The following is a 24,207-nucleotide window of genomic DNA, read 5'->3' on the forward strand; positions in this document are numbered from 1 at the left end:
CCCATGCCCGAACGCCGTACCGTCGCCCTTGTCACGCTCGGCTGCGCCCGTAACGAGGTGGACTCGGAGGAGCTTGCAGGCCGCTTGGCAGCGGACGGCTGGGAGCTCGTCGAGGAAGCCGCCGACGCGGACGTCGCCGTCGTCAACACCTGTGGGTTCGTCGAAGCCGCCAAGAAGGACTCCGTCGACGCCCTGCTGGAAGCCAACGATCTCAAGGATCACGGCAGAACGCAGGCCGTCGTCGCCGTCGGATGCATGGCCGAGCGCTACGGCAAGGAACTCGCGGAATCGCTCCCCGAGGCCGACGGCGTGCTCGGGTTCGACGACTACGCGGACATCTCCGACCGCCTGCAGACCATCCTCAACGGCGGTATCCACGCCTCGCACACGCCCCGCGACCGGCGCAAGCTGCTCCCCCTCAGCCCCGCGGACAGACAGGGCGCCACCGGTGTGGCCCTGCCCGGACACGGTTCCGACGCCGCGTCCGCGCACTCTTCGTCGGCGGACTCTCCCACGGAGGACTCTCACTCCGGGCCGTCTTCTACAGAGGACGTCATTCCCGCCCCCGCGGATCTGCCGCGGGGAGTGGCGCCCGCGTCCGGTCCGCGCGCCCCCCTGCGCCGGCGTCTCGACAACAGCCCCGTCGCCTCCGTGAAGCTCGCCTCCGGCTGCGACCGGCGCTGCACCTTCTGCGCCATCCCCTCCTTCCGGGGCTCCTTCATCTCGCGCCGTCCCTCCGACGTGCTGGGCGAGACACGCTGGCTTGCCGAGCAGGGCGTGAAGGAGGTCATGCTCGTCTCCGAGAACAACACCTCCTACGGCAAGGACCTCGGCGACATCCGCCTCCTGGAGACGCTGCTGCCCGAACTTGCCGCGGTCGACGGGATCGAGCGCGTCCGGGTCAGCTATCTCCAGCCCGCCGAGATGCGCCCCGGGCTCATCGACGTACTGACGTCGACGCCGGGCGTCGCCCCGTACTTCGATCTGTCCTTCCAGCACTCCGCCCCGTCCGTGCTACGCGCGATGCGCCGCTTCGGGGACACCGACCGCTTCCTCGAACTGCTGGAGACGATCCGGGGCAAGGCCCCCCAGGCCGGTGTGCGCTCCAACTTCATCGTGGGCTTCCCCGGTGAGACGGAGGCCGACTTCGCCGAGCTGGAACGCTTCCTCACGAGCGCGCGGCTCGACGCCATCGGTGTGTTCGGCTACTCGGACGAGGACGGCACCGAGGCGGCGACGTACGAGCACAAGCTGGACGAGGACGTCGTGGCCGAGCGGCTGGCGCATCTGTCGCGGCTGGCCGACGAACTGACGGCGCAACGGGCCGAGGAGCGCCTGGGCGAGACCCTGACGGTGCTCGTGGAGTCCCTGGAGTCCGAGGACGACGCCGACGAGGCCGCGGTGGGCCGGGCGGCACACCAGGCGCCCGAGACCGACGGCCAGGTGATCTTCACATCGGGCGAGGGGCTGCGTCCCGGTCGTATGGTCGAGGCGAAGGTGGTCGGTACGCAGGGTGTCGACCTGGTGGCCGAGTACTGCGGCTTCACCGGGGACGAGCCCCGGAGCCCCGTCGAGGAGGCAGCCAGATGACCGGAGTCCCGGCATCGGCCGAGGGCGGCCAGGGTAGGCCGGCGCCCGGTGGCAAGCTGGGGGCTGCGGCCGTCAATCAGGCCAGCGTGTGGAACATCGCCAACATCCTCACCATGATGCGGCTGGTGCTCGTACCGGCCTTCGTGGCGCTGCTGCTCCAGGACGGCGGGTACGACCCGGCCTGGCGCGCCTGGGCGTGGGCCGCGTTCGCCGTGGCCATGATCACCGACATCTTCGACGGGCATCTGGCCCGTACGTACAACCTGGTCACCGACTTCGGGAAGATCGCCGACCCGATCGCCGACAAGGCGATCATGGCGGCGGGGCTGATCAGCCTCTCCGTCCTCGGGGACCTGCCGTGGTGGGTGACCGGGGTCATCCTCTTCCGTGAGCTCGGGATCACGCTGATGCGTTTCTGGGTGATCCGGCACGGGGTCATTCCGGCCAGCCGCGGCGGCAAGATGAAGACGCTCGCGCAGGGGACGGCGGTCGGCATGTACGTGCTGGCGCTGACGGGGCCGCTCGCGACGCTGCGGTTCTGGGTGATGGGGGTCGCGGTCGTGCTGACCGTGGTGACCGGCCTGGACTACGTACGCCAGGCGGTCGTCCTGCGCAGGGCGGGGCTGGCCGCGGAGCGTGACCGGGCGGGGAGCGCACCGTGACGGCCGCGGGGAAGGATGCGGCGGCCGGCGACGTTCTCTTAAGAGGTGTGGCGGCCCGGGTGCTGGACCTGCTGGTGCGGGACGGTGCGACCCTGGCCGTCGCCGAGTCCCTGACCGGCGGTCTGGTGGCCGGGGAGCTCACGTCCGTCCCCGGCGCCTCCCGAGCGCTCCGCGGGGCCGTGACGGCCTACGCGACGGACGTCAAGCGGGACGTCCTCGGTGTGGACGGAACACTTCTGGCCGAGCGCGGGGCGGTGGATCCGGAGGTCGCACGGCAGATGGCTGTCGGCGTACGGGGTCTGCTGGCCGCCGACTGGGGCCTCGCGACCACGGGGGTCGCGGGTCCGGACCAGCAGGACGGGCAGCCCGTGGGCACCGTCTACGTGGCGGTGAGCGGGCCGCACGGCGCCGAGAAAGTGGCGGCGCTGCGGTTGAACGGTGACCGGGAGGAAATCCGTAGAGAGAGTGTACGGAGCGTGCTGGAACTGCTCTCCGGCGAACTGACCGGGAACGGGCGGACACAGGATACGGAACGGAACGGGGGGACTTGATGTTTGCAGCCCTGAGTGAACACGACATCGCTCCCCGCACGGCCGCAGCGCGAGGCGGTACGGTGGGGCGAGAAGGATGCGGCTACGCGGTCCGAGGAGGGAGCCACCGATGATCCTGCTCCGTCGCCTGCTTGGTGACGTGCTGCGTCGGCAGCGCCAACGCCAGGGCCGTACTCTGCGCGAAGTCTCCTCGTCCGCCCGAGTCTCGCTCGGCTATCTCTCCGAGGTGGAGCGGGGGCAGAAGGAGGCTTCTTCCGAGCTGCTCTCCGCTATCTGCGACGCGCTTGACGTACGGATGTCCGAGCTCATGCGCGAAGTGAGCGACGAACTGTCGCTGGCCGAGCTGGCTGCGTCCGCAGCGGCGAGCGAGCCGGTGCCCGCAGCGGTACGTCCGATGCTCAATTCCGTCTCCGTGACGTCGGTGGCAGGTGTGCCGACGGAGCGGGTGACCATCAAGGCGCCAACGGAAGCGGTGGATGTCGTCGCCGCTTGATCTGTACGGCGTGACCGAGGCCTGAGCCCCGGGCGGTCCTTAGGACCGGCCCGGGGCTTCTGCTTGGTGCAGGCTGGTGGTTTTCTCCGAAATGACCCTTTTGGGGTCTTGTGTCATGGTGGGCGTACGTGTGAATGGGAACGCTGACATGCGTGTGACCCGGAACTGGAGAACCGCCATGGCTGTCGTCAAGAGTTCACTGCCCGAGGCGGATCTGAAGCTGGTCGGCGAGGCGCTGCAGGGCGCGCTCGTCGATCTGCTCGATCTCTCGCTGGTGGCCAAGCAGGTGCACTGGAACATCGTGGGGCCGCGCTTCCGGTCCGTGCACCTCCAGCTCGACGAGGTCGTCTCCACCGCGCGGAAGCACTCGGACACGGTGGCCGAGAGGGCTTCGGCCCTCGGCGTGACGCCGGACGGCCGCGCGGCGACGGTGGCGACGCAGAGCGCGATCGGCAACGTCCCGGACGGCTGGATCAAGGACACCGACGCCGTACGGACGCTGGTGGACGCCCTCGGGGTGGTGATCGTCCGGATGCGGGAGCGGATCATCGCGACCGACGAACCCGACCCGATCACCCAGGACATCCTGATCGGGCTGACGGCCGAGCTCGAGAAGCATTCGTGGATGTTCCAGGCGGAGAGCGCGTAGGGGGCGCCGGTGAGCCACGTGCGGGTCCATCGGGTGGTGTGCCTCCTTGCCGGGCTCCGTCGTGGCACTCGGGGAGCCCGGCCGTGCGCCTCGCATGCCTCCGATGCGCCCTTTTGCCGGATACGCGGGCCGGTCTAGCGTCGGTCTGAGGAGGCGGCCATGGCACGGCGACGGATCCTTCTGCCGGCACTCGCTCTGGGCGGGCTCTGGTGGTGGGCCGTACTGCGGCTCGCTCTCGTGCCCGAGCACGCGGGGGTCATCGAGGGGGCGGTGGCGGCGGGCGGCTGGGGGCTGAGCCTGCTGCCGGTGCACGCGGCGGCTCGTACGCCGGGTCGCGCCGGGAAGGGCGGTGCCGTGGGCGTGGAGGGGGACCGGCCGGTGGGGGGCCACCGGCCGGCTGGGGGGCACGGGTCGGTAGCGGTTCACTCGGACGGCTCTGAGGGGTGGGGCGGCCGGGGAGGGTGGGGCGGTCATGACCAGTGGGACGACTCTGACCGGTGGGACGAGGGGGGCGGCCGGGACGGGTACGACGGGTGGGGCTATCCGGACGGGTGGGGTTGTCCCGGTCGCCGGGACGGGCCGGAGAGGCCGGACGGTTCTCAGGGGACGGGGCCGAGCTGGCAGCGGGGACACCAGTAGACGGGGCGTTCGTCCTCGGTCGTCTTGCTGATGGGAGTGCCGCAGCGGCGGCAGGGGAGGCCGCCGCGGCCGTATACGTACAGATGACGGCGCGAGCGCTCCCGGTTGGCCTCCAGGAGCTTCTTCGCGGCCGTCACCAGCCGTTCGGGGGCCGGCAGGTCCCCGATGGGCAGCCAGGAGGTGGTGCGGGTGAGGAAACAGATCTCGCACCGGAAGACGTTGCCGACGCCCGCGAGATTGCGCTGGTCGAGCAGCGCGTCCCCGACGGTGCGCGCCGGGTCGGCCAGCAGATTGCGCAGGGCGGTGTCGGGGTCCCAGTCGGGCCCGAGGATGTCCGGGCCGAGGTGGCCCACGATATCGGCCTCGTCGGCGGTGCGGATGAGTTCGAGTACGGGGAGCCGGTAGCCGACGGCGGTGCGCCGGTCGTTGCCGAGGATCGCCCGGATCTGGTGGCCGGGGCCGCCGCGCCAGCGTTCGTCGGCGCCGTACACCCGCCAGGCCCCGTCCATCCGCAGATGCGAGTGGAGGGTGAGACCACCCTCGATGCGGGTCAGGAGGTGCTTGCCGCGCGGGGTGACGTCAAGGACCGTCCGGCCGGTGAGGTCGGAGGTCGCGAACCGGGGGACGCGGAGGTCGGACCGGGTCAGGGGCCGCCCGGCAAGGGCGGTGTGCAGGCGCCGGGCGGTCTGCAGGACGGTGTCACCTTCGGGCATGTCTCCATCATGCGCGAGAGGGCCCCGTGACGGGCGGCGCAGGGGGTGTGGCGTGCGGAGATGTACGGGGACGGGGCGCGGGTCTCCGCGTGGAGGCGCCCGTGGCACCGGTCGTGCGGCCGGGCGTCCGGCGGCGGCTCAGGCCCGCAGGCGCAGTCCCCTCGGGGTGGCGTGGAAGCCCGCCGACTCCAGGACCCGGCCCACGGGTGAGCTCAGCGCCTGCTCTCCGTTGGCCCGTTCCACCGTGACCGTACCGAGCGCGCCCGCGCGGGCGGCTGCCGCCAGGGCCTCCGCCGCCGAACGCAGCTGGGGGTCGTCGGCGACGTCCGGATGTCCCGGGTCGGGCTGGGTGGCCGGATCGCCCGGCCAGGCGAGAAGGGTCTTGCCGCCTCGTTCCATGTACAGGGTCAGCGCGCCGTCGACGAGGACGACCAGGGAGCCCGCCTTGCGGCCCGGTTTGTGGCCGGCGCCCGTCGGCGGGTCCGGCCAGGGGAGCGCCGCTCCGTAGGCGTTGGCGGGGTCCGCCGCCGCCAGGACCACGGCGCGCGGCGAGGGATCGGACGCGGCGCGGTCACGGGCGGTGGAGGCCGCGCGGAGGCGGTCCACCGCGCCGTCCATGGCGAACTGGGCCGCGCCCAGGCCCTCGACGACATAGCCGCGGCGGGCCTGCCCGCTGTCCTCGAAGGCCGACAGCACTCGGTAGACGGCCGAGAAGCCGCCCTCGATTCCCTCGGAGGCGACGGCGCCACGGGTCACCACTCCGTGCCGGTCGAGCAAGGTACGGGCCAGGGCGTGGGCCCGGCGGGTGGCGTCCGGGTCGGGGGCCGGGAGCAGGGACCAGCGTCCGCTCACGGTCGGTGGCCCCGTACGGGTGGCGGGCCGGGCGGCGGCGGTGAGGGTGCCGTAACGCCCGCGTGGGACGGTCCGTTTGGCGCGGTGGGCCGTGGAGCCCGCCGTACGCCCCGAGCCGAGGAGGGAGCGCAGCGGCGCCAGGGTGTCGTTGGTCAGCCGCCCCGACCACGCCAGGTCCCAGACGGCGTCGGCCAGTTGGGGATCGGTGGCGTCGGGGTGGGTGGTGGCCCGGACCTGGTCGGCGATCTGACGGAAGAACAGGCCGTACCCGCCGGAGAGGGTGGTGAGTACCGATTCGTGCAGCGCCGTCAGCTCCAACGGACGCGGGGGCGGGAGCAGCAGCGGTGCGGAGTCGGCCAGATAGAGGGAGATCCAGCCGTCCTTGCCGGGGAGGGCGCCGGCACCGGCCCAGAGGACCTCACCGGTGGTGGTCAGTTCGTCCAGGAGCGTGGGGGCGTACCCCGAGACCCGGGAGGGGAGCGCCAGCTTCTCCAGTGCGGACGCGGGGATGGGCGCGCCCTGCAACTGCTCGATCGCGCGGGCCAGTCCGTCGATGCCGCGCAGGCTGTGGCTGCCCAGATGCTGCCACTGCGGCAGGAACGTGGCGAGCGCGGCGGGCGGCACCGGCTCCAGCTCGTGGCGCAGGGCCGCGAGCGACCTGCGGCGCAACCGCCGCAGGACCGTGGCGTCGCACCACTCCTGGCCGATCCCGGACGGATGGAACTCGCCCTGGACGACACGGCCGCTCGCCGCGAGACGTTGCAGCGCGCCTTCGGTGACGGCGGGGCCGAGCCCGAAGCGCTCGGCCGCGGCGGAGGAGGTGAAGGGGCCGTGGGTGCGCCCGTAACGCGCCAGGAGATCACCGAGCGGGTCCTTGACCGGCTCGGTGAACGCCTCGGGGACCCCGACGGGCAGGGCGGTGCCGAGCGCGTCGCGCAGTCGGCCCGCGTCCTCGATCGCCGCCCAGTACTCGGCGCCGCCGATCCGGACCCGGATGGCGCGGCGTGAGCCGGCGAGGTCGGCGGGCCACCGCGGCTCGGACCCGCGCTCCGCCAACTCCGCGTCGGTGAGCGGTCCGAGGACCCGCAACAGATCGGCGACGCCCTCCACGTCCTTGATACGGCGGTCGTCGGTGAGCCACTGGAGCTCGCGCTCCAGCTCCGCCAGGACGTCGGCGTCCAGCAGCTCGCGCAGCTCCGCCTGGCCGAGCAGCTCGGCCAGCAGCCGGGAGTCGAGGGAGAGGGCGGCGGCGCGCCGCTCCGCGAGCGGGGAGTCGCCCTCGTAGAGGAACTGCGCGACATACCCGAAGAGGAGTGAGCGGGCGAACGGGGACGGCTCGGCCGTCGTGACCTCGACCAGCCGGACCCGGCGGGATTCGATGTCGCCCATCAGCTCCGTGAGTCCTGGCACGTCGAAGACGTCCTGGAGGCACTCCCTGACGGCTTCCAGGACGATGGGGAAGGAGCCGAACTCGCTCGCCACCTGGAGCAGTTGGGAGGCCCGCTGGCGCTGCTGCCAGAGGGGTGTGCGCTTGCCCGGGCTGCGGCGGGGCAGCAGCAGGGCGCGCGCCGCGCATTCACGGAAGCGGGCGGCGAACAGCGCGGAGCCGCCGACCTGGTCGGTGACGATCTGCCCGATGTCGCCCTTGTCGAAGGCGACGTCACCGGCGCCGACCGGTGCCTGCTCGTTGTCGTACGTCGTGTCGGGCGACATCGGGTCCTGGTCGAGGAGGTCCAGGCTCATCAGGTCGGCGTCGGGCAGCCGGAGCACTATGCCGTCGTCGGCGTGCATGACCTGGGCGTCCATGCCGTACCGCTCGGACAGCCGGGCGCCGAGGGCCAGTGCCCACGGCGCGTGCACCTGGGCACCGAACGGGGAGTGGATGACGACCCGCCAGTCGCCCATCTCGTCCCGGAACCTCTCCACCAGGATCGTCCGGTCGTCCGGGACATGGCCGCAGGCGCGGCGCTGCTCGTCCAGATACGCCAGGACGTTGTTCGCCGCCCAGGCGTCGAGCCCTGCGGCGACCAACCGCAGCCGGCCGTCCTCCGGGGACAGCGCGCTCACCTCGCGCAGGAACGCGCCCACCGCGCGGCCCAGTTCGAGCGGACGGCCCAGCTGGTCGCCCTTCCAGAAGGGGAGCCGGCCGGGCACCCCGGGGGCCGGGGAGACGAGCACCTGGTCGCGGGTGATGTCCTCGATACGCCACGAGGTCGTGCCGAGCGTGAAGACGTCGCCGACCCGCGACTCGTACACCATCTCCTCGTCCAGCTCGCCCACCCGGCCGCCGCCCCTGCGGCTCCTGCCGTCCTCGGACGCGCCTGAGCCGGCTCCGGAGGACCCGGCGAGGAACACACCGAAGAGGCCGCGGTCGGGGATCGTGCCGCCCGAGGTGACGGCGAGGCGCTGGGCGCCGGGGCGGCCCGTGACCGTGCCCGTCACGCGGTCCCACACCACACGCGGGCGCAGCTCGGCGAACGCGTCGGACGGATAGCGGCCCGCGAGCATGTCGAGAACGGCGGTGAACGCGGACTCGGGCAGCGAGGCGAACGGCGCCGCTCGGCGGACCAGGGCGAGCAGGTCGTCCGCCTGCCAGGTGTCGAGCGCGACCGTCGCGACGAGCTGCTGGGCCAGGACGTCCAGCGGGTTGGCGGGGACCCGCAGGGCCTCGATGGATCCCGAGCGCATCCGTTCGGTGACGACGGCGGCCTGCACCAGATCGCCCCGGTACTTAGGGAAGACGACACCTGTGGAGACGGCGCCCACCTGGTGGCCGGCCCGGCCCACGCGCTGGAGACCGGAGGCCACGGACGGCGGCGACTCGACCTGGATGACGAGGTCCACCGCGCCCATGTCGATGCCCAGCTCCAGGCTGGACGTGGCCACGACGGCGGGCAGACGGCCCGCCTTGAGGTCCTCCTCGACCCGGGCGCGCTGCTCTTTGGAGACCGAACCGTGGTGCGCGCGGGCCAGGAGGGGCGGGGCGCCCTTGGCGGCGCCCGACTCGGCCATGATCTCGGCGGGGGAGTGGGCCTCGGGCATGGCCTCGCCCGTGGCCCGTTCGTACGCGATCTCGTTGAGCCTGTTGCACAGGCGCTCGGCGAGACGGCGGGAGTTGGCGAAGACGATCGTCGAACGGTGCGCCTGGACGAGATCGGCGATCCGCTCCTCGACATGGGGCCAGATCGAGGGCTTGTCGCCGTCGCCTCCCTCACTCCCGGTGTCGGCTGCGGGGGAGCCTCCCAGCTCGCCCAGATCCTCGACAGGGACGACCACGGAGAGATCGAACTCCTTCCCGGAGGGAGGCTGCACGATCTCGACCCTGCGCTGGGGGGAGAGATAGCGGGCGACCTCGTCCACCGGGCGCACCGTGGCCGAGAGCCCGATACGGCGGGCCGGGCGCGGCAGGAGCTCGTCGAGCCGTTCCAGGGAGACGGCGAGGTGCGCGCCGCGCTTCGTCCCCGCGACGGCGTGCACCTCGTCCAGGATCACCGTCTCGATCCCGGCCAGCGCGTCGCGCGCCGAGGAGGTGAGCATCAGGAAGAGGGACTCGGGGGTGGTGATCAGGATGTCCGGCGGCTTGGTCGACATCGAGCGCCGCTCGGCGGCCGGGGTGTCGCCGGAACGGATGCCGACCCGGATCTCCGGCTCGGGCTCTCCGAGGCGTACGGACTCCTGCCGGATGCCCGTGAGCGGGCTGCGCAGATTGCGCTCCACGTCCACCGCCAGGGCCTTCAGCGGGGACACGTACAGCACCCGGCAGCGCTTCCGGGCCTCGGCCGGCGGCGGCACCGAGGCAAGTCGGTCGAGGGCGGCGAGGAAGGCGGCCAGGGTCTTGCCGGAGCCGGTCGGGGCCACGACCAGCACGTCCGAGCCCTCGGCGATGGCGCCCCAGGCGCCCTCCTGCGCGGCGGTGGGCGCGGAGAAGGCCCCGGAGAACCAGTTGCGGGTCGCGGGGGAGAACGAGTCGAGTGCGCTGCCGGACATTCCCCCATCGTGCACCCAGCCACTGACAATCGCCCGGACCTGCGGAAACGGACGGGTCCATGTGGCGGGAGAGCGGGGCCCCGGGCGGGGGCCGGGTGGGTTGCCGGGCGGGTTGCCGGGCACGGGGCGGTGGCCGGTGGGGGCCCGGGCCCGGGAGGAAAACGGGAGGTGGGGTTCCGCGCGGCCGGTGCAGACTGGGCGTATGGCGGCTGGGGAGCAGGCACGGCACTGGCGCTACCCGGAGCTGCCCGGTGTCGACCTCCTGCGGGCCCGATACATCAGCAAGACCTTCGTCAGGCACACCCACGAGACGTTCGTGATCGCCGCGATCACCGACGGCGTGGAGGTGTTCCACCACGGCGGCGGCGACCAGTACGCGGGCCCCGGCTCCCTCGCGCTGGTCAACCCCGACACCCCGCACACCGGCCACGCGCAGGGCCCCGAAGGCTGGCGCTACGGGGCCGTCTACCCGCCGCCCGACCTCGTCGCGGAGATCGCCGCCGAGACGACGCGGATCAGCGGCACCCCCGGCTTCGTCGCGCCCGTCGTCGACGACCCGTACGCCGTCCGCCTCGTCCACCAGGTCCTGCGCGCCACCGAGGAGGGCAACGCCCTCGCGGCAGACACGCTGCTGCGGGTCGCCGTCACCCGCCTCTTGCGGGTGAACGGGGGCGCGCTGCCGCTACGTACGGTGCGGGGCGCGGGCGCCAGGACGGCGGCACGCGCGCGTGCCGTGCTGGAGGCGCGGCTCGCCGACCCGCCGTCGCTGGAGCGGCTCGCGGCCGAACTGGGCACCAGCCCCTTCGCGCTGCTGCGGGCCTTCCGGGACACGTACGGGATGCCTCCGCACGCCTGGCTCACCGACGCGCGGGTGCGCCGGGCCCGCCATCTGCTGGACGCCGGGACGACCCCCGCCGAGGTGGCCGGTCTCGTCGGATTCACCGACCAGCCGCACCTGAACCGGCATTTCACCCGGATCGTGGGGGTGCCGCCCGGCGCGTACCGCAGGGAGCGGGTGTCGGGCGGCACCTGAGTACGAAGGGGGGCGGCGCGGGGATGTTACGAGGGCCACCAGGGGCTGCGGTCGCGCAGCTTCTTCTGGGCTGTGCTGATGACGCCCGGGTAGTTCCTGCCCGGGTACCAGGGCGTCGTGGCGATGCGTCCGAAGTCGGGGATCGTCTCCATGTGGCGCACCATCCGCTCACGCGTGTCCGGGTCGGGCAACGGTCCGCGCATGGCCGCGTGGTTCTCCAGGACATGCTCGGGGTTGGACGTGGCGGGGAGCGCGACCGTGACGGCGGGGTGCGAGATGACCCACTTCAGGAAGAAGGCGGACCAGGTCTCGATCCCGAACTCCGCGGCGAACGAGGGCAGTCGGTGCCCCTCGACGGCGTGGTGCAGCCGCGCCTTCTCCAGAGGCATGTTCACCAGGACCGCCACGCCGCGTTCGGCGGCGGCCCGCAGGACGGTGTTCTCGGCGGCCCTGGTGTGGATCGAGTAGTGGACCTGTACGAAGTCCAGGTCGCCGCGCTCCACCCAGCCGGTCATGAGGTCGTAGTGGGCGGGGTCGTGGTGCGAGATGCCCAGGTGGCGGATCTTGCCCTCCTTCTTCAGGGCGTGCAGAAGGGGCAGCGCCACGTCGATGTTCACCAGGCTGTGGCACTGGAGGACGTCGATCGGCCGGTCGCGCCGCAGACGCTTCTGCGAGCGCTTGAGGAGGGACTCGGCCTGCCCGGTCTCCCACAGGTACTCGCCGGTCGTCCACACCTTGTCCGTGATGAACATCCGCTCGCCGATGCCGAGTGACTCCGTGGCGCCCCCGAGGGTCGACTCCGCCATGCCGTACAGGGGCGAGCAGTCGAAGACCCGGCCACCGCCCTCCCAATGGGTGCGGACGACCTCGCGCACCGCGCGGGGCGTGTGCGGCGTCGGGGCGTCGAACGTCATGAAGGAGCCCAGCCCGATCGCCGGCAGCCGCTCACCCGTGCGGGGCACCGTCTTGAGAATGAGGTCGGTGGGGGCGGCGCCGGGCGACGCGCCGGAGGCCGCGCCCGGGGACGTACCGGCGCCCTCGCCGCGCCCGTGGGCGGCGGCGGTGGCCGACGGCCCCGTCGCCGAGAGGAGGCCGGCCGCGCCGGCCAGGGCTCCCGCCGCGCCCGCGACGACGGTGCGGCGGCTCGGTGCCGGTGAGCCCTGTGCGTGCTGGTGGTCCATGGAGAACTCCGTCCTGCTCGGTGCGCGCCTCTTCGGCCGCGCTTCCTTACGGATGTGGTCTTTCGCGGTCTTTCCGCTCTGTTTCGGGCGTCGTTTCGGATGCGCTGTCTCGGGCGCGTCGTTCGGGGTGGGCCGATGGGTCGTCCGAGGGCGCCTCGGCGCGTGCGGCACCGACGCGTACGTCTGTCCATGGGGGTGGTGAGGCTGCGGGGGCGAGTGAGCCGTAGCCGGTCCGAGACCGGTCCGGAGCCCTTGATCACACCCTGACAGCCGGGCCTCGGGGATGTCGACGGACTGCGCTGACCCGTTGGGAATGCTCGGATACCCTCCGGGTATGTCCGTCGACCTGCGGCTCATGCGGTACGTGATCGCGATCGCCGACGCGGGGGGTTTCGAGGGCGCGGCCGAGGCGCTCCACATGACGCAGCCGCCGCTGAGCCGTCAGATCGGCTCCCTCGAAAGGGAGTTGGGGGTTCAGCTCTTCCACCGGCGGCCGACCCGGCCCACCGAGGCGGGCCTGGTGTTCGTCGAGTCGTGCCGGCGGATCCTGCGGGAGACGGAGCAGGCCGTCGAGCGGGTCCGGCTGATCGGCGGGGCGGGCAAGGGCACCGTAAGGGTCGGCTACACCGTCACCACGGCGTTCGAGGAGATGCCCAAACTCTTCGCCGCGATGCGCGAGCACCATCCGGGCATCGACGTCGACGCCCGGGAAGCCTGGGACACCGAGCTCACCGGGGCCCTGCGCGACCGCGAGATCGATGTGCTCCTCGGGCGACTGGTGCAGATACCGTCCGGTCACCGCACCGCCACGATCCGGCGCGATCCGCTGACCGCCGTGCTCGACGTGGGGCATCCGCTCGCCGATCGCCCCGCGGTGGCCCTCCGGGAGTTACGGGGCGAGACGCTCCGGTTCTTCCCCCGCGCCGTCGCGCCGCGCTACTACGACGGCGTCCTGGCCGCCCTGGGCGCGTCGGGGGAGACCTTCGACGTCTGGGAGAACCGGCTGCCGGGGCTGCGCACCCTGGGGTCGGCCCTCAGCGGGCGGGACTTCATGATCCTGCCGAGCCCGCTGCGTGAGCATCTGCCCCCGAGCATGGTCGCTGTGCCGCTGCTCGACGAACTGCCGGTCATCGAACTCCAGTTGGCCTGGCCGCGCGACGCCCCGGAGGCCGTCGGCGCGCTCGTACACACGGCGCGTCGGCTCGCCCGGCAGGAAGGGTGGCTGCCCGGACGCGTGACGGGGCGCGCAAGAACGTACAAGACGGGGCCCGAGCCCGCCCCGTAGCGTCCGCGACGTGGCAGAAGAAGTGGCGGGTGACGTGGCCGACGACGTAGCGGACGACGTGGCGGAACAGAGAGCGGTGGCAGCGGGGGCCGACCCCCTGCGGGCGGCCGCCGGATCAAGCCTGGGGGCGAGCGGTGGCGGCGTGGGTGGCGCCGGGGGCACGGGCGCCGCGTTCGTCCCTACGGTGCCCCCAGCCGTGCCTGGAGCGGGGTCCGGTGACGCCCTGAGGGACGAGCCGGGGGACGGGCTGAGTGACGGGTCGGGGGGCGGGCCGAGGGGCGAGACCAAGCCGGACTCGGCCGTCGTCCGCGACGCGCTCGGGGTGGGTGTCGCTGTCGGGCTCTCCGGCTTCGCCTTCGGCGTGACCTCCGCCGGGGCCGGACTCACCCTCCTACAGAGCTGCGCGCTCAGTCTGCTGGTCTTCACCGGCGCCTCGCAGTTCGCGCTCGTCGGCGCGCTCGCGGCGGGCGGCAACCCCTTCACCGCCGCCGCCGGTGCCTTCTTCCTCGGCGTACGCAACACCTTCTACGGTCTGCGCCTGTCCCAACTGCTGGCTCTGCCGCGATTCGTACGGCCCTTCGCCGCGCAATGGGTCATCGACGAGACGGCGGCCGTCGCGCTCGCGCAGCCCACGCGCCGTGCCGCGCGGCTGGGCTTCACCGTCACGGGACTCACCCTCTACGTGCTGTGGAACCTCACCACACTGCTCGGGGCGCTCGGGGCCGAGGCCATCGGCGACACCGACGCCTGGGGGCTGGACGCCGCCGGCCCAGCCGTCTTCCTCGCCCTGCTCGCCCCCATGCTGCGGACGACGACGGAGCGCGCCGTCGCCGCCGTCGCCGTGGTCCTCGGACTCGGCTTCCTGCCGCTGCTCCCGGCCGGAGTGCCGGTGCTCGTCGCGGCGCTCGCCGCCCCGGCGGTGCTCTGGTTCGAAGGCCGGGGGGCCACCGACCGGGCTCGGAAGGAGACGGACCGTTGAGTATCTGGATCGCCATAGGGCTGACCGCGGTCGGCTGCTATCTCGTCAAGCTGCTCGGGCTGCTCGTACCGGCGGGCGTGCTGGAACGCCCCCTCGTCCACCGGCTCTCCGCGCTGCTTCCCGTGGCGCTGCTGGCGGCTCTCACGGCGCAGCAGGCCTTCGGCGGCCCCGACGGGGCGCTGGTCGTCGACGCCAGGGTGGCGGGGCTCGGGGCGGCGGGGCTCGCGCTGGTGCTGCGCGCCCCGTTCCTGGTCGTCATCGCCGCGGCGGTCGCGGTGACCGCGGGCGTACGCGCCCTCGGCGGCTGACCCCGGGCTGCGGCCCGTCCGGTGACGGGCGAACCGTCGCCGTTCGAGTATCCGCGCGGTCGGCCACATGAGGCGCTCCGCGCGGGCGAGAGGCGGACGGCCTCGGCCGCACTCCCGGGAGCGGGATACTGGAGTCATGCGGTTGACGATTTTCTGGGAACGGATGGCGGACCACTTCGGCCCCGCGTACGCGGACTCCTTCGCCCGCGACCATGTGATGGCGGAGCTGGGCGGCCGTACGGTGCACGAGGCACTCGACGCCGGCTGGGAGGCCAAGGACGTCTGGAGGGCGGTCTGTACCGCCATGGGAGTGCCCGCCGACAAACGGTGAGGTGCGCGTACGCGACACTTGCCCAGTGCCGCTGACCGACGAAACAGCCCCGGACCCCCAGCCGTCCCCTCCTCCGCCGCCCCCTCCCACTGCGGCGGACATCGGAGGGGCGGCCCGTATGCCCCGCTGGCTGCCTCGTGCCATGGTGCTCGCGCTGACACTCGTCGCGTGCTTCCAGCTCGGCAGTTGGGCCTTTCACCAGCTCCTCTCGCTGCTGACCAACATCCTGATCGCCTTCTTCCTGGCCCTGGCCATCGAGCCGGCCGTCAGCCGGATGGCATCCCACGGTGTACGGCGTGGACTCGCCACCTTCCTGGTCTTCTTCGCCGTGGTGGTCGCGAGCGTCGGCTTCGTCGTCCTGCTCGGTTCGATGCTCGCGGGGCAGATCATCGAGATGGTCGAGGACTTCCCCAGGTCCCTCGACTCCCTCATCAACTGGATCAACCGGAGCTTCCACACCGAGCTGTCACGGGTGGCCGTCCAGGACAGCCTGCTCCACTCCGACTGGCTCCAGAGATATGTCCAGAGCAGTGCGAGCGGTGTGCTCGACATCTCCACCACCGTGCTCGGCGGCCTCTTCCGGCTTCTTACGATCTTCCTGTTCTCGTTCTACTTCGCCGCCGACGGCCCCCGGCTGCGCCGCACCGTCTGCTCCCTCCTCCCCCCGGCCAAGCAGGCCGAGGTGCTGCGCGCCTGGGAGATCGCGGTCGACAAGACCGGCGGCTACATCTACTCGCGCGGTCTGATGGCCCTCATCTCCGGCGTCGCGCACTACATCCTGCTGGAGATCCTCGGCATCCCCTACGCGCCGGTACTGGCCGTGTGGGTGGGCCTCGTCTCGCAGTTCCTGCCGACCATCGGCACGTATCTGGCGGGCGCCCTGCCGATGCTGCTCGCCTTCACCGTGGCCCCCTGGTACGCGCTGTGGGTGCTCGGATTCGTCGTGATCTACCAGCAGTTCGAGAACTACGTCCTCCAGCCCAAACTCACCGCCAGAACCGTCGACATCCACCCCGCCGTCGCCTTCGGCTCGGTCGTCGCCGGTACGGCGCTGCTCGGCGCCGTCGGCGCCCTGATCGCCATCCCCGCGGTCGCGACGCTCCAGGCCTTCCTGGGGGCGTACGTGAAGCGTTACGACGTGACGGACGACCCGCGCGTGCACGGTCACCGGCGACGCGGCAGCGGGCGCGCGCTGGCGAGGATGCGCGGGGCATGGCGGCGCGGCGTGCTGCGCCGTGGCCGCCTGCGTGTGCCGCCGCCCCGCGCGGACGGCGACGCCTGACCCCGCTTGAGGATCTGAGTCCGTGACGGGGCTTCCTCGGCGGGGCTCAGCCGCGCAGATAGGCGAGCACGGCCAGGACGCGGCGGTTCGTCGCGTCCGTCAGTGAGAGGTCGAGCTTGGTGAGGATGCTGCCGAAGTGCTTGCTCACCGTCCCCTCGCTGACGTGCAACGCCGCGCCGACGGCGGCGTTGGACCTGCCCTCCGCCATCAGCGCCAGTACTTCCTGTTCGCGCGGCGTCAGCCTCGACAGAGGGTCGCGCCGGTGCCTCAGCAGTTGCCGTACGACCTCGGGGTCCACCACCGTGGCTCCGTCGGCGACGCGGCGGACGGCGTCGACGAACTCCTCGACGTGGCCGATCCGTTCCTTGAGCAGATAGCCGACACTGGTGCCGTCGGAGGAGTCGAGGAGTTCCTCGGCGTAGGCGCGCTGAACGTACTGGCTCAGCACCAGGATGGGCAGTTGCGGCTGCCGCTCCCGCAACTCCAGCGCGGCCCGCAGGCCTTCGTCGGAGAACCCCGGCGGCATGCGCACGTCCGTCACCACGATGTCGGGCCGGTGCTCCGTCACCGCGGCGGTCAGCTCCTCGGCGGTGCCGGCCTCGGCCACGACCTCGTGCCCGAAGCGTTCGAGCAGACCCTTGAGTCCGTCCCGCAGGAGCACGCTGTCCTCGGCCAGCACGATGCGCGACATCAGGTCCTCGTTCGGGTGGGAGCGGTCGCGGTGACGGGGGTGGCGGCGTGGGCGGACGGTCCGGTCGGCGCGGCTCCGTGGGCGCGTGAAGCGGCGGGGCGGCAGGGGATCCGTAGACGGAACACCGTGGGCCCGCCGGCGGGGCTGGCGACCAGCAGATCGCCGTCGAGCACCGAGATCCGGTCCGCGACCCCCTGGAGGCCGGTGCCGCCGGAGAAGTCCGCGCCGCCGGCCCCGTCGTCCGTCACCTCCACGACCAGCTCGCCGCCGGCGATCTCGCCCCGCACCTCGGCGCGGTCGGCCCCGCTGTGCTTGGCGACGTTGGCGAGGGCCTCGGAGACCGCGAAGTACGCCGCCGTCTCGACCGGTTCCGGAAGCCGCCCCGGCAGCTCGAAACGTACATCGACCGGCACCGTCGACCGGTCGGCGATGTCCTCCACGGCGTCCTTCAGCCCCCGGTCGGTGAGCACCTGGGGGTGGATGCCGCGGATCAGCTCCCTGATCTCGACCAGCGCGGTGTCTGCCTCGTCGTGTGCTCTGGTCAGGAGGCCGCCCAGCGGCTCACCGGGGTTCTCCAGCCTCGCGAGGCCGAGCGTCATCGACAGGGCCACCAGGCGCTGCTGCGCCCCGTCGTGGAGGTCGCGCTCGATCCGCCGGCGTTCCGCCTCGAAGGCGTCCACCAGCCGCATCCGGGAACGGCCCAGCTCCTGGATGCGGGAATCGACGGCCGCCGCACGGGAGGAGAGCAACTGTCCGGCCAGCGCCGCGCGCCCGGCGGCCACCACCCCCAACGGATAGGCGAGGACCGGCAGCAGAAGCGCGCCCACCAGCGCCGCCGCGAACGCCTGCGGATACGAGTCGGCCAGCCAGATCTTCAGTACGCGGACTTCCTCGCCACCTCCGAATGTGGCCATGACGACGGGCGTGGCCAGCAGGCCGCCGCAGCCGACGAGCACCGTGCCGACGACCAGCGCCTCCACCGGCCACAGCACGAACGCGCACAGCAGCGCGTAGCCCAACTCCCGCCACGTAGTCGGCTCTTGGAGCCGGAGCCGGACCCACGCGGCGAGGCCGGTGCGGTCGGGCTCACGGTGCGGATCGGTCAGTACGACGGGGTCGATCAGCCGCAGTCGGCGGCGCTCCAGCGCGGCCAGGGGGATGCCCGCGAGGGCGAACATCAGCAGCAGCGGAAGACCGATCAGGACCACCGCCAGCGCGCCGCCCGTGAGCGCCAGCAGGAGCAGCGAGACCAGGGTCGCGAAACCGACGAGCACGCCGCTCAGCAGGTACGCCGCGGAGCGCCACGGCCATCCGCCGAGGAGATAACGGGGCGCCCGGAGCGCCTGCCAGAGGCTGGGGGAGTGCATGGACGCACGGTAGGCGGGCTCCGTACGGGGCGACCACCCAGCTACCTCCACCTTTCGCCCCGTACGCACCCCCACCCCAGCCGTTCCACCAGGCAGGGGGTGGAGACAGCTCCACCACGGGCATGGCGTCCCGCTGTGATGTGCGCCGCGTCGGGCGCGGCTTGAGTGATCGCCATGAAAGACACGAGCGACAAGAACGCGGTCAACGGCACGCAGGATGCGCAGGACGTGCGCGGCAGGACGGACCTCGCGGCGCACGACGACGGCGGCGGGGACCGCATCGCCGCACGGGACATGGCGGTACGGCTCGTCTCCGTCAGCCGCTCCTACGGGAAGGGCGCGGCGGCGGTGACCGCGCTCGACCGGGTCACCCTCGACATACCCAAGGGCACCTTCACCGCCGTCATGGGGCCCTCCGGCTCCGGCAAGTCCACGCTGCTCCAGTGCACCGCCGGACTTGACCGGCCGACCAGCGGGACGGTGCTGCTCGGGGACCGCGACCTCACCTCGCTCAGTGAGAACAGGCTGACCCTGCTGCGGCGCGAACGGATCGGCTTCGTCTTCCAGGCGTTCAACCTGCTGCCCTCGCTCACCGCCGAACAGAATGTCGCCCTTCCACTGCGTCTGGCGGGCCGGAGGCCGAAACGGGGCGCGGTTCTCGATGTGCTGGAGCGGGTGGGGCTGCGTGATCGCGCGGGGCACCGGCCGAGCGAGCTGTCCGGCGGGCAGCAGCAGCGCGTGGCGCTCGCCAGGGCGCTCGTCACCCGCCCCGACGTCCTGTTCGGGGACGAGCCGACGGGTGCGCTGGACTCCCGGACGGGCGGGGAGGTGCTGACGTTGCTGCGCGGCATGGTCGACGGGGGCCAGACAGTGATCATGGTGACGCACGACCCGATGGCGGCGTCGTACGCGGACCGGGTGCTGTTCCTGGCGGACGGCCGCGTACGGGGCGCGCTGGACTCCCCGACCGCGGACCGGGTCGCGGAGCGGATGACCGCCCTGGCGGTGGCCCCGTGCTGAGGTTCACATTTCAGGGGATGCGGGCCCGTTGGGTCACCTTCACCGGCTCGTTCGTCGCTCTCGCCCTGGGCGTCGGGCTCATCGCGGCCACGGGGCTCGCCCTGGCCGCCACGTTCGAGGCCCCGCACCGGGGACCGGAGCGCTTCGCGGCGGCCCCGGTGGTCGTCAGGCCATCCGACACTCTGAGGGTCGCCACCCCGAACGGGGAGGATACGGAGCGACTCACCGATCCCCGGGCGGTACCGGAGGAGCTGGCCGGCGAACTCGCGCGGCTCGGCCCCACGGTGGAGGACCGGACGTTCCCGGTGTCGTTCGCCGACGCCTCCTTGAGAGGCGGCACCGGCGGGGCGGGCCGCGGGGCGGATCACGGGGCGGGTGACGCGGTCGGCGCGGTCGGGCATCCATGGTCGGTCGCGGCGGCCACGCCGTACCGCCTTACCGGCGGCCGCCCGCCCGCGGCGTCCGACGAGATCGTCGTCGCGGTGGCGCCCCGTGCGGGGGCCCGCCCCGGCGGCGTGGAGGTCGGCGAGCGGGTGCGGGTCGTGACCCCGGACGGGGTCGGCAGCCGCACCGTGGTCGGCACCGTGGGCGCGACGGACTTCGAGAATGCCGTGTTCTTCACCGAAGCCGAAGCCGCCCAACTCTCGCCCCGTATCGACGCGTTGGTGGTGCGCGCGGACTCGACGGCGGTACGCGGAGTCGTACGGGCCGCAGCAGGCGCGGAGTCCGCCGACCGGCCCGGGTTCGAGGTCCTGACCGGCGACGAGCGGCGCAGGGCCGATCCCGACCCCGACCGTGACAGCGAGGCACTCATGGCGGTCAACGCGCTGCTGGGTACGGCGGCGGGCATCACCTGCTTCGTCTCCGTCTTCGTCGTCGCGTCGACCTTCGCCTTCGCGGTGGCCCAACGCAGACGCGAGTTCGGTCTGCTCCGTACGGCGGGCGCCACACCCCGGCAGATACGCCGGACGGTCTTCCTTGAGGCGGTCCTCGTCGCCGTACCCGCGTCGGTGGCGGGCTGCCTGCTCGGCGACCTCGGGGCGCCGCCGCTCGCCGCGTGGCTCGTCGACAACGGCGTCGCGCCCTCCTGGTTCGGCATCGGCGACCAGACCTGGCCCCTGCACACCGCCTTCTGGACGGGTCTGTGCGTGGCGACGGCCGGCGTCCTGACGTCCTCCTGGCGAGCGGGACGGATCAAGCCCACAGAGGCGCTGCGCGAGGCCGCGGTGGACAGCCGGGCGATGCCCCCGAGCCGCCGGCTCCTCGGAGCGCTCGTCCTGTTGGCCGGCCTGGGACTGCTCGTCTGGTCACTGGCCACCGACCCCGGCGAGGCCCTCAAGAGGAAGACCTACATCACGCGGCCGATGCTGCTGATCGTCGGCTTCGCCCTGTACGCGCCCGTGCTCGTGCCGCCGTTGGTCAGGTTCGTCACCTGGCTGCCGGCCCGGCTGCCGGGCGCCACGGGACTGCTGGCGCGGGAGAACGCGGCCACCGGGGTGCGCCGTACGGCGGCCGTCGCCGCTCCGGTACTGATCACCGTCGCGCTCGCCGCCTCTCTCCTGGGTACGACGGCGACGATCAACGAGGCCAAGGCGGCCGAGGCGGCGGCGCAGACGCGCGCCGACTACGTGGTGACGGCGCCGGATGGAGAGGGCGCGTTGCCCGCGGCGTTCGTGACCCGGGCGCGGAGCATCCCCGGCGCGGCCGTGAGCGCGTCCCGTTCCACCGCCGTGACCGTGCTCGAAGAGGACGTCGCCCTCGTGACATCGGCGGCCAGGGCCGTGGACCCGGCCGGTCTCGCCGCGGTGTCCCGGCTCCCGGTGGCGTCCGGCCGGGTCGCCGATCTCGACGACGGGGGCATCGTCGTCAACGAGGAGTGGCTGGAGCGGACCGTCGGGCAGCGGGTGAGGGTCTGGCTGGGCGACGGCCGCGAGGCGACCCTGCGGATCGTTGCGGTCCTGCGGACCGGCACCGGCGACAACGGTGTGTACGTGACCCCGCGCAACGCCCCCGGCGCCCCGGTCGACCGCGTCGACATCGCACTGCGGGGCGGCGTGGACGGCGCGGACGGCGGCGACGCCGTTGCCGCCGACGCCGCACTGCGCGAAGCGGGGCGCGCGACCGGAACGACCGTCCTGACGAAGGACGCCTGGCTGGAGCGGAGCCACCCCCGCACCGGCGGGAACACCCGGCTGGGCATGCTGCTGATTCTCGGGATCGCCCTGCTCTACACGGCGATCGCGTTGGCGAACACCCTTGTCATGGCGACGTCCGACCGGGTCGGCGACCTGGCGGTGCTCCGGCTGGCCGGCGCGACCGCACCACAGGTGCTCCGCCTGGTCGCCGTAGAGGCCCTGGTGGTCGTGGCCGTGGGCTCGCTCCTCGGCGCCGCCGTGGCCGGCCTGAACCTCCTCGGGCTGCGAGGCGCCCTCGCGCTGCTCTCCGTCCCGTCGTCCCTGGTCGTGCCGTGGGCGAGTCTGGGAGCGATGGTGGCGGCGAGCGCCGTACTGGCGGTGGTGGCCGCCGTCGTACCGGCACTCGCCGCGCTGCGCACGAGGCCGGTCGAGGTCGCGGGGACGCGTGAGTAGCCGCGTGGGGACGCCCCGAACTCATGGTCGAACCGGCCTGCGAGCAGCGGGTGTTCGTCAGGGGAGGCGCTCCCACTCGACGAACATCGCGCGCGTGTCGGCGGGATCGATCCGCACCGGAAGGGTCCTGCCCGGCCGGACCTCGGCGGCGTGGTTGAACGGCACGCGCACGTGCCGGGTGACCGGTTGGCCGTGGATCACCAGGTCGAGCCGGACGATCGGCTCCGCGCCGATCGCGCTCGACGTGCTCCTGACGGCGACGATCACGGCCGTTGTCGGCACTCCCGTCGCGGCCACCTGCCGCAGGGCGGTGACGCTGCCGAACATTCGGTGCTGCACCAGGGTCCAGACCAGGCCCTGTATCAGTCCGACGACGCCGACGACCCCGAGGCTCCCCGCCACCGACGCTCTCGCCACGCCGCCGAGCACGGCGAGACTGATCAGCGCGAGGACCGAGGCGGCGCCACCGGCCAGCAGGAACACCCGGCCCAGCCGCCCGAAGGTGACATCCACTGATTCCCCCCTCCAACCCGGATCCCGGGATCGTCGGCCCTCCGAACCGTGCCGGCCGCCCCCTGCCCGCACCTTCCGGCAGCGGGGAGAACCCCGCGCGACCCCCGGTCGAACAGCCGAGGCCTCCGGGGTCACAGGACCGCCCCAACCGCTCCCCGACACGCCCACGGGAGACGCTTGACACCAAAATCGAACAGACGTTCTTATGGGGGTGAGGCCGGTTGGTCGGTGTTCCGGGAGCCGGGAGTTTTCCACAGGCCGGGAGGACGTCGAGGCCCATTGTCAGTGGCAGGGGATAGCGTCTTCGATGTGAAGCGATCGACACAAGCAAATCGGGTGGAACCCATGGCAGGATCCGACCGCGAGAAGGCGCTGGACGCCGCTCTCGCCCAAATTGAACGGCAATTCGGCAAGGGCGCGGTGATGCGCCTCGGCGAGCGGCCGAACGAGCCCATCGAGGTCATCCCCACCGGGTCGACCGCACTCGACGTCGCGCTCGGAGTCGGCGGCATCCCGCGTGGCCGCGTGGTGGAGGTGTACGGGCCGGAGTCGTCCGGCAAGACGACGCTGACGCTGCACGCGGTGGCGAACGCCCAGCGGGCGGGTGGCACGGTGGCCTTCGTGGACGCCGAGCACGCCCTCGACCCGGAGTACGCGAAGAAGCTCGGCGTCGACATCGACAGCCTGCTGCTCTCCCAGCCGGACAACGGTGAGCAGGCCCTGGAGATCGTGGACATGCTGGTCCGCTCCGGGGCGCTCGACCTCATCGTCATCGACTCCGTCGCGGCCCTGGTGCCGCGCGCGGAGATCGAGGGCGAGATGGGCGACTCGCACGTGGGTCTTCAGGCGCGGCTGATGAGCCAGGCGCTCCGGAAGATCACCAGTGCGCTCAACCAGTCCAAGACCACGGCCATCTTCATCAACCAGCTCCGCGAGAAGATCGGCGTGATGTTCGGTTCGCCGGAGACCACGACCGGTGGCCGGGCGCTCAAGTTCTACGCCTCGGTGCGGCTCGACATCCGTCGAATCGAGACGCTGAAGGACGGCACCGACGCCGTCGGCAACCGCACCCGCGTCAAGGTCGTCAAGAACAAGGTCGCGCCGCCCTTCAAGCAGGCCGAGTTCGACATCCTCTACGGCCAGGGGATCAGCCGCGAGGGCGGTCTGATCGACATGGGCGTGGAGGAGGGCTTCGTCCGCAAGGCCGGCGCCTGGTACACGTACGAGGGCGACCAGCTCGGCCAGGGCAAGGAGAACGCCCGCAACTTCCTCAAGGACAACCCCGATCTCGCCGACGAGATCGAGAAGAAGATCTTGACGAAGCTGGGTGTCGGCGTGAAGCCCGAGGACCCCGCGGCCGAGCCCGGAGCGGACGCGGCCGGTGGCCCTGCCGCCGCCGGTGCCCCGGCGGCGGACACGGCCAAGACGGTGCCCGCTCCCGCCACCAAGGCCAAGTCGGCCAAGGCGGCGGCGGTAAAGAGCTAGTTCGGCGC

At 72.5% G+C, this 24,207-nt stretch carries 20 protein-coding genes; 14 read left to right on the forward strand and 6 right to left on the reverse strand.

Features of this window, described 5'->3' with window-relative positions:
• Positions 1 to 3: 3 nt before the first annotated feature.
• The 5 genes from rimO (at position 4) to ACFWU9_RS30625 (ending at position 3,945) form a co-directional block, all read left to right on the forward strand.
• Positions 4 to 1,590, forward strand: a complete 1,587-nt coding sequence (gene rimO, locus ACFWU9_RS30605; protein ID WP_384324195.1) for a 30S ribosomal protein S12 methylthiotransferase RimO — start codon at positions 4 to 6, stop codon at positions 1,588 to 1,590.
• On the forward strand, positions 1,587 to 2,252 hold the full coding sequence (pgsA, locus tag ACFWU9_RS30610; RefSeq protein WP_384324197.1) for a CDP-diacylglycerol--glycerol-3-phosphate 3-phosphatidyltransferase: 666 nt from the start codon (positions 1,587 to 1,589) through the stop codon (positions 2,250 to 2,252). Before rimO ends, pgsA begins: the two co-directional genes overlap by 4 nt.
• A gap of 47 nt (positions 2,253 to 2,299) precedes the next feature.
• Entirely contained in the window at positions 2,300 to 2,803 is a 504-nt protein-coding gene (locus ACFWU9_RS30615) for a CinA family protein (RefSeq protein WP_384324261.1), read from the forward strand.
• Positions 2,804 to 2,912: 109 nt separating this feature from the next.
• Positions 2,913 to 3,296, forward strand: a complete 384-nt coding sequence (locus ACFWU9_RS30620) for a helix-turn-helix domain-containing protein (protein ID WP_189108968.1) — start codon at positions 2,913 to 2,915, stop codon at positions 3,294 to 3,296.
• Positions 3,297 to 3,474: 178 nt separating this feature from the next.
• The gene (locus ACFWU9_RS30625) at positions 3,475 to 3,945 is read left to right on the forward strand and encodes a Dps family protein (RefSeq protein WP_384324199.1); all 471 of its coding nucleotides are present in this window, start codon (positions 3,475 to 3,477) and stop codon (positions 3,943 to 3,945) included.
• Positions 3,946 to 4,544: 599 nt separating this feature from the next.
• Here ACFWU9_RS30625 and ACFWU9_RS30630 read toward each other — a convergent pair.
• On the reverse strand, positions 4,545 to 5,297 hold the full coding sequence (locus ACFWU9_RS30630) for a DNA-formamidopyrimidine glycosylase family protein (protein ID WP_384324201.1): 753 nt from the start codon (positions 5,295 to 5,297) through the stop codon (positions 4,545 to 4,547).
• A 138-nt stretch (positions 5,298 to 5,435) separates the two neighbouring features.
• Complete coding sequence (locus tag ACFWU9_RS30635) at positions 5,436 to 10,136, reverse strand: ATP-dependent helicase (protein ID WP_384324203.1); 4,701 nt, start codon at positions 10,134 to 10,136, stop codon at positions 5,436 to 5,438.
• 202 nt (positions 10,137 to 10,338) lie between these two features.
• On the opposite strand from ACFWU9_RS30635, the gene ACFWU9_RS30640 reads away from it, so the two are divergent.
• On the forward strand, positions 10,339 to 11,169 hold the full coding sequence (locus ACFWU9_RS30640; protein ID WP_384324205.1) for an AraC family transcriptional regulator: 831 nt from the start codon (positions 10,339 to 10,341) through the stop codon (positions 11,167 to 11,169).
• Between the two features lie 26 nt (positions 11,170 to 11,195).
• Here the strand turns inward: ACFWU9_RS30640 and ACFWU9_RS30645 are convergent, their stop codons facing one another.
• Positions 11,196 to 12,350 (reverse strand): aldo/keto reductase, encoded by a 1,155-nt coding sequence (locus tag ACFWU9_RS30645; protein ID WP_384324207.1) that lies wholly within the window; start codon positions 12,348 to 12,350, stop codon positions 11,196 to 11,198.
• Between the two features lie 334 nt (positions 12,351 to 12,684).
• Between ACFWU9_RS30645 and ACFWU9_RS30650 the strand changes: the two genes are divergently transcribed.
• From ACFWU9_RS30650 to ACFWU9_RS30670, 5 genes are all read left to right on the forward strand, one after another.
• Positions 12,685 to 13,635: a LysR family transcriptional regulator gene (locus ACFWU9_RS30650; protein WP_384324209.1), complete on the forward strand. Its 951-nt coding sequence runs from the start codon at positions 12,685 to 12,687 to the stop codon at positions 13,633 to 13,635.
• A gap of 247 nt (positions 13,636 to 13,882) precedes the next feature.
• Positions 13,883 to 14,614 (forward strand): AzlC family ABC transporter permease, encoded by a 732-nt coding sequence (locus ACFWU9_RS30655; protein ID WP_384324263.1) that lies wholly within the window; start codon positions 13,883 to 13,885, stop codon positions 14,612 to 14,614.
• Positions 14,611 to 14,922 (forward strand): AzlD domain-containing protein, encoded by a 312-nt coding sequence (locus ACFWU9_RS30660; RefSeq protein WP_384324211.1) that lies wholly within the window; start codon positions 14,611 to 14,613, stop codon positions 14,920 to 14,922. The genes ACFWU9_RS30655 and ACFWU9_RS30660 overlap by 4 nt, the downstream gene beginning before the upstream one ends.
• 136 nt (positions 14,923 to 15,058) lie before the next feature.
• On the forward strand, positions 15,059 to 15,253 hold the full coding sequence (locus ACFWU9_RS30665) for a DUF3046 domain-containing protein (protein ID WP_329380739.1): 195 nt from the start codon (positions 15,059 to 15,061) through the stop codon (positions 15,251 to 15,253).
• 25 nt (positions 15,254 to 15,278) lie between these two features.
• Positions 15,279 to 16,535 carry an AI-2E family transporter gene (locus ACFWU9_RS30670; protein ID WP_384324213.1) on the forward strand — a complete coding sequence of 419 codons (1,257 nt, stop codon included), beginning with the start codon at positions 15,279 to 15,281 and terminating at the stop codon, positions 16,533 to 16,535.
• 46 nt (positions 16,536 to 16,581) lie between these two features.
• On the opposite strand, the gene ACFWU9_RS30675 is transcribed toward ACFWU9_RS30670, so the two are convergent.
• Together ACFWU9_RS30675 and ACFWU9_RS30680 are read right to left on the reverse strand one after the other, a co-directional pair.
• The gene (locus tag ACFWU9_RS30675) at positions 16,582 to 17,226 is read right to left on the reverse strand and encodes a response regulator (RefSeq protein ID WP_384324215.1); all 645 of its coding nucleotides are present in this window, start codon (positions 17,224 to 17,226) and stop codon (positions 16,582 to 16,584) included.
• Positions 17,226 to 18,593: a sensor histidine kinase gene (locus ACFWU9_RS30680; RefSeq protein WP_384324217.1), complete on the reverse strand. Its 1,368-nt coding sequence runs from the start codon at positions 18,591 to 18,593 to the stop codon at positions 17,226 to 17,228. Before ACFWU9_RS30680 ends, ACFWU9_RS30675 begins: the two co-directional genes overlap by 1 nt.
• A gap of 294 nt (positions 18,594 to 18,887) precedes the next feature.
• On the opposite strand from ACFWU9_RS30680, the gene ACFWU9_RS30685 reads away from it, so the two are divergent.
• Positions 18,888 to 19,613: an ABC transporter ATP-binding protein gene (locus ACFWU9_RS30685; protein WP_384324265.1), complete on the forward strand. Its 726-nt coding sequence runs from the start codon at positions 18,888 to 18,890 to the stop codon at positions 19,611 to 19,613.
• Positions 19,607 to 22,201, forward strand: a complete 2,595-nt coding sequence (locus tag ACFWU9_RS30690; RefSeq protein WP_384324219.1) for an FtsX-like permease family protein — start codon at positions 19,607 to 19,609, stop codon at positions 22,199 to 22,201. Before ACFWU9_RS30685 ends, ACFWU9_RS30690 begins: the two co-directional genes overlap by 7 nt.
• 57 nt (positions 22,202 to 22,258) lie before the next feature.
• Here ACFWU9_RS30690 and ACFWU9_RS30695 read toward each other — a convergent pair whose 3' ends face one another.
• Entirely contained in the window at positions 22,259 to 22,714 is a 456-nt protein-coding gene (locus ACFWU9_RS30695) for a hypothetical protein (RefSeq protein WP_384324221.1), read from the reverse strand.
• 345 nt (positions 22,715 to 23,059) lie between these two features.
• Here ACFWU9_RS30695 and recA point away from each other — a divergent pair, with 345 nt between their 5' ends.
• Entirely contained in the window at positions 23,060 to 24,199 is a 1,140-nt protein-coding gene (gene recA / locus ACFWU9_RS30700; RefSeq protein ID WP_384324223.1) for a recombinase RecA, read from the forward strand.
• Positions 24,200 to 24,207: the final 8 nt, after the last annotated feature.

The organism is Streptomyces sp. NPDC058653 (genome assembly GCF_042716895.1).
In the GTDB taxonomy this organism is placed as follows: domain Bacteria; phylum Actinomycetota; class Actinomycetes; order Streptomycetales; family Streptomycetaceae; genus Streptomyces.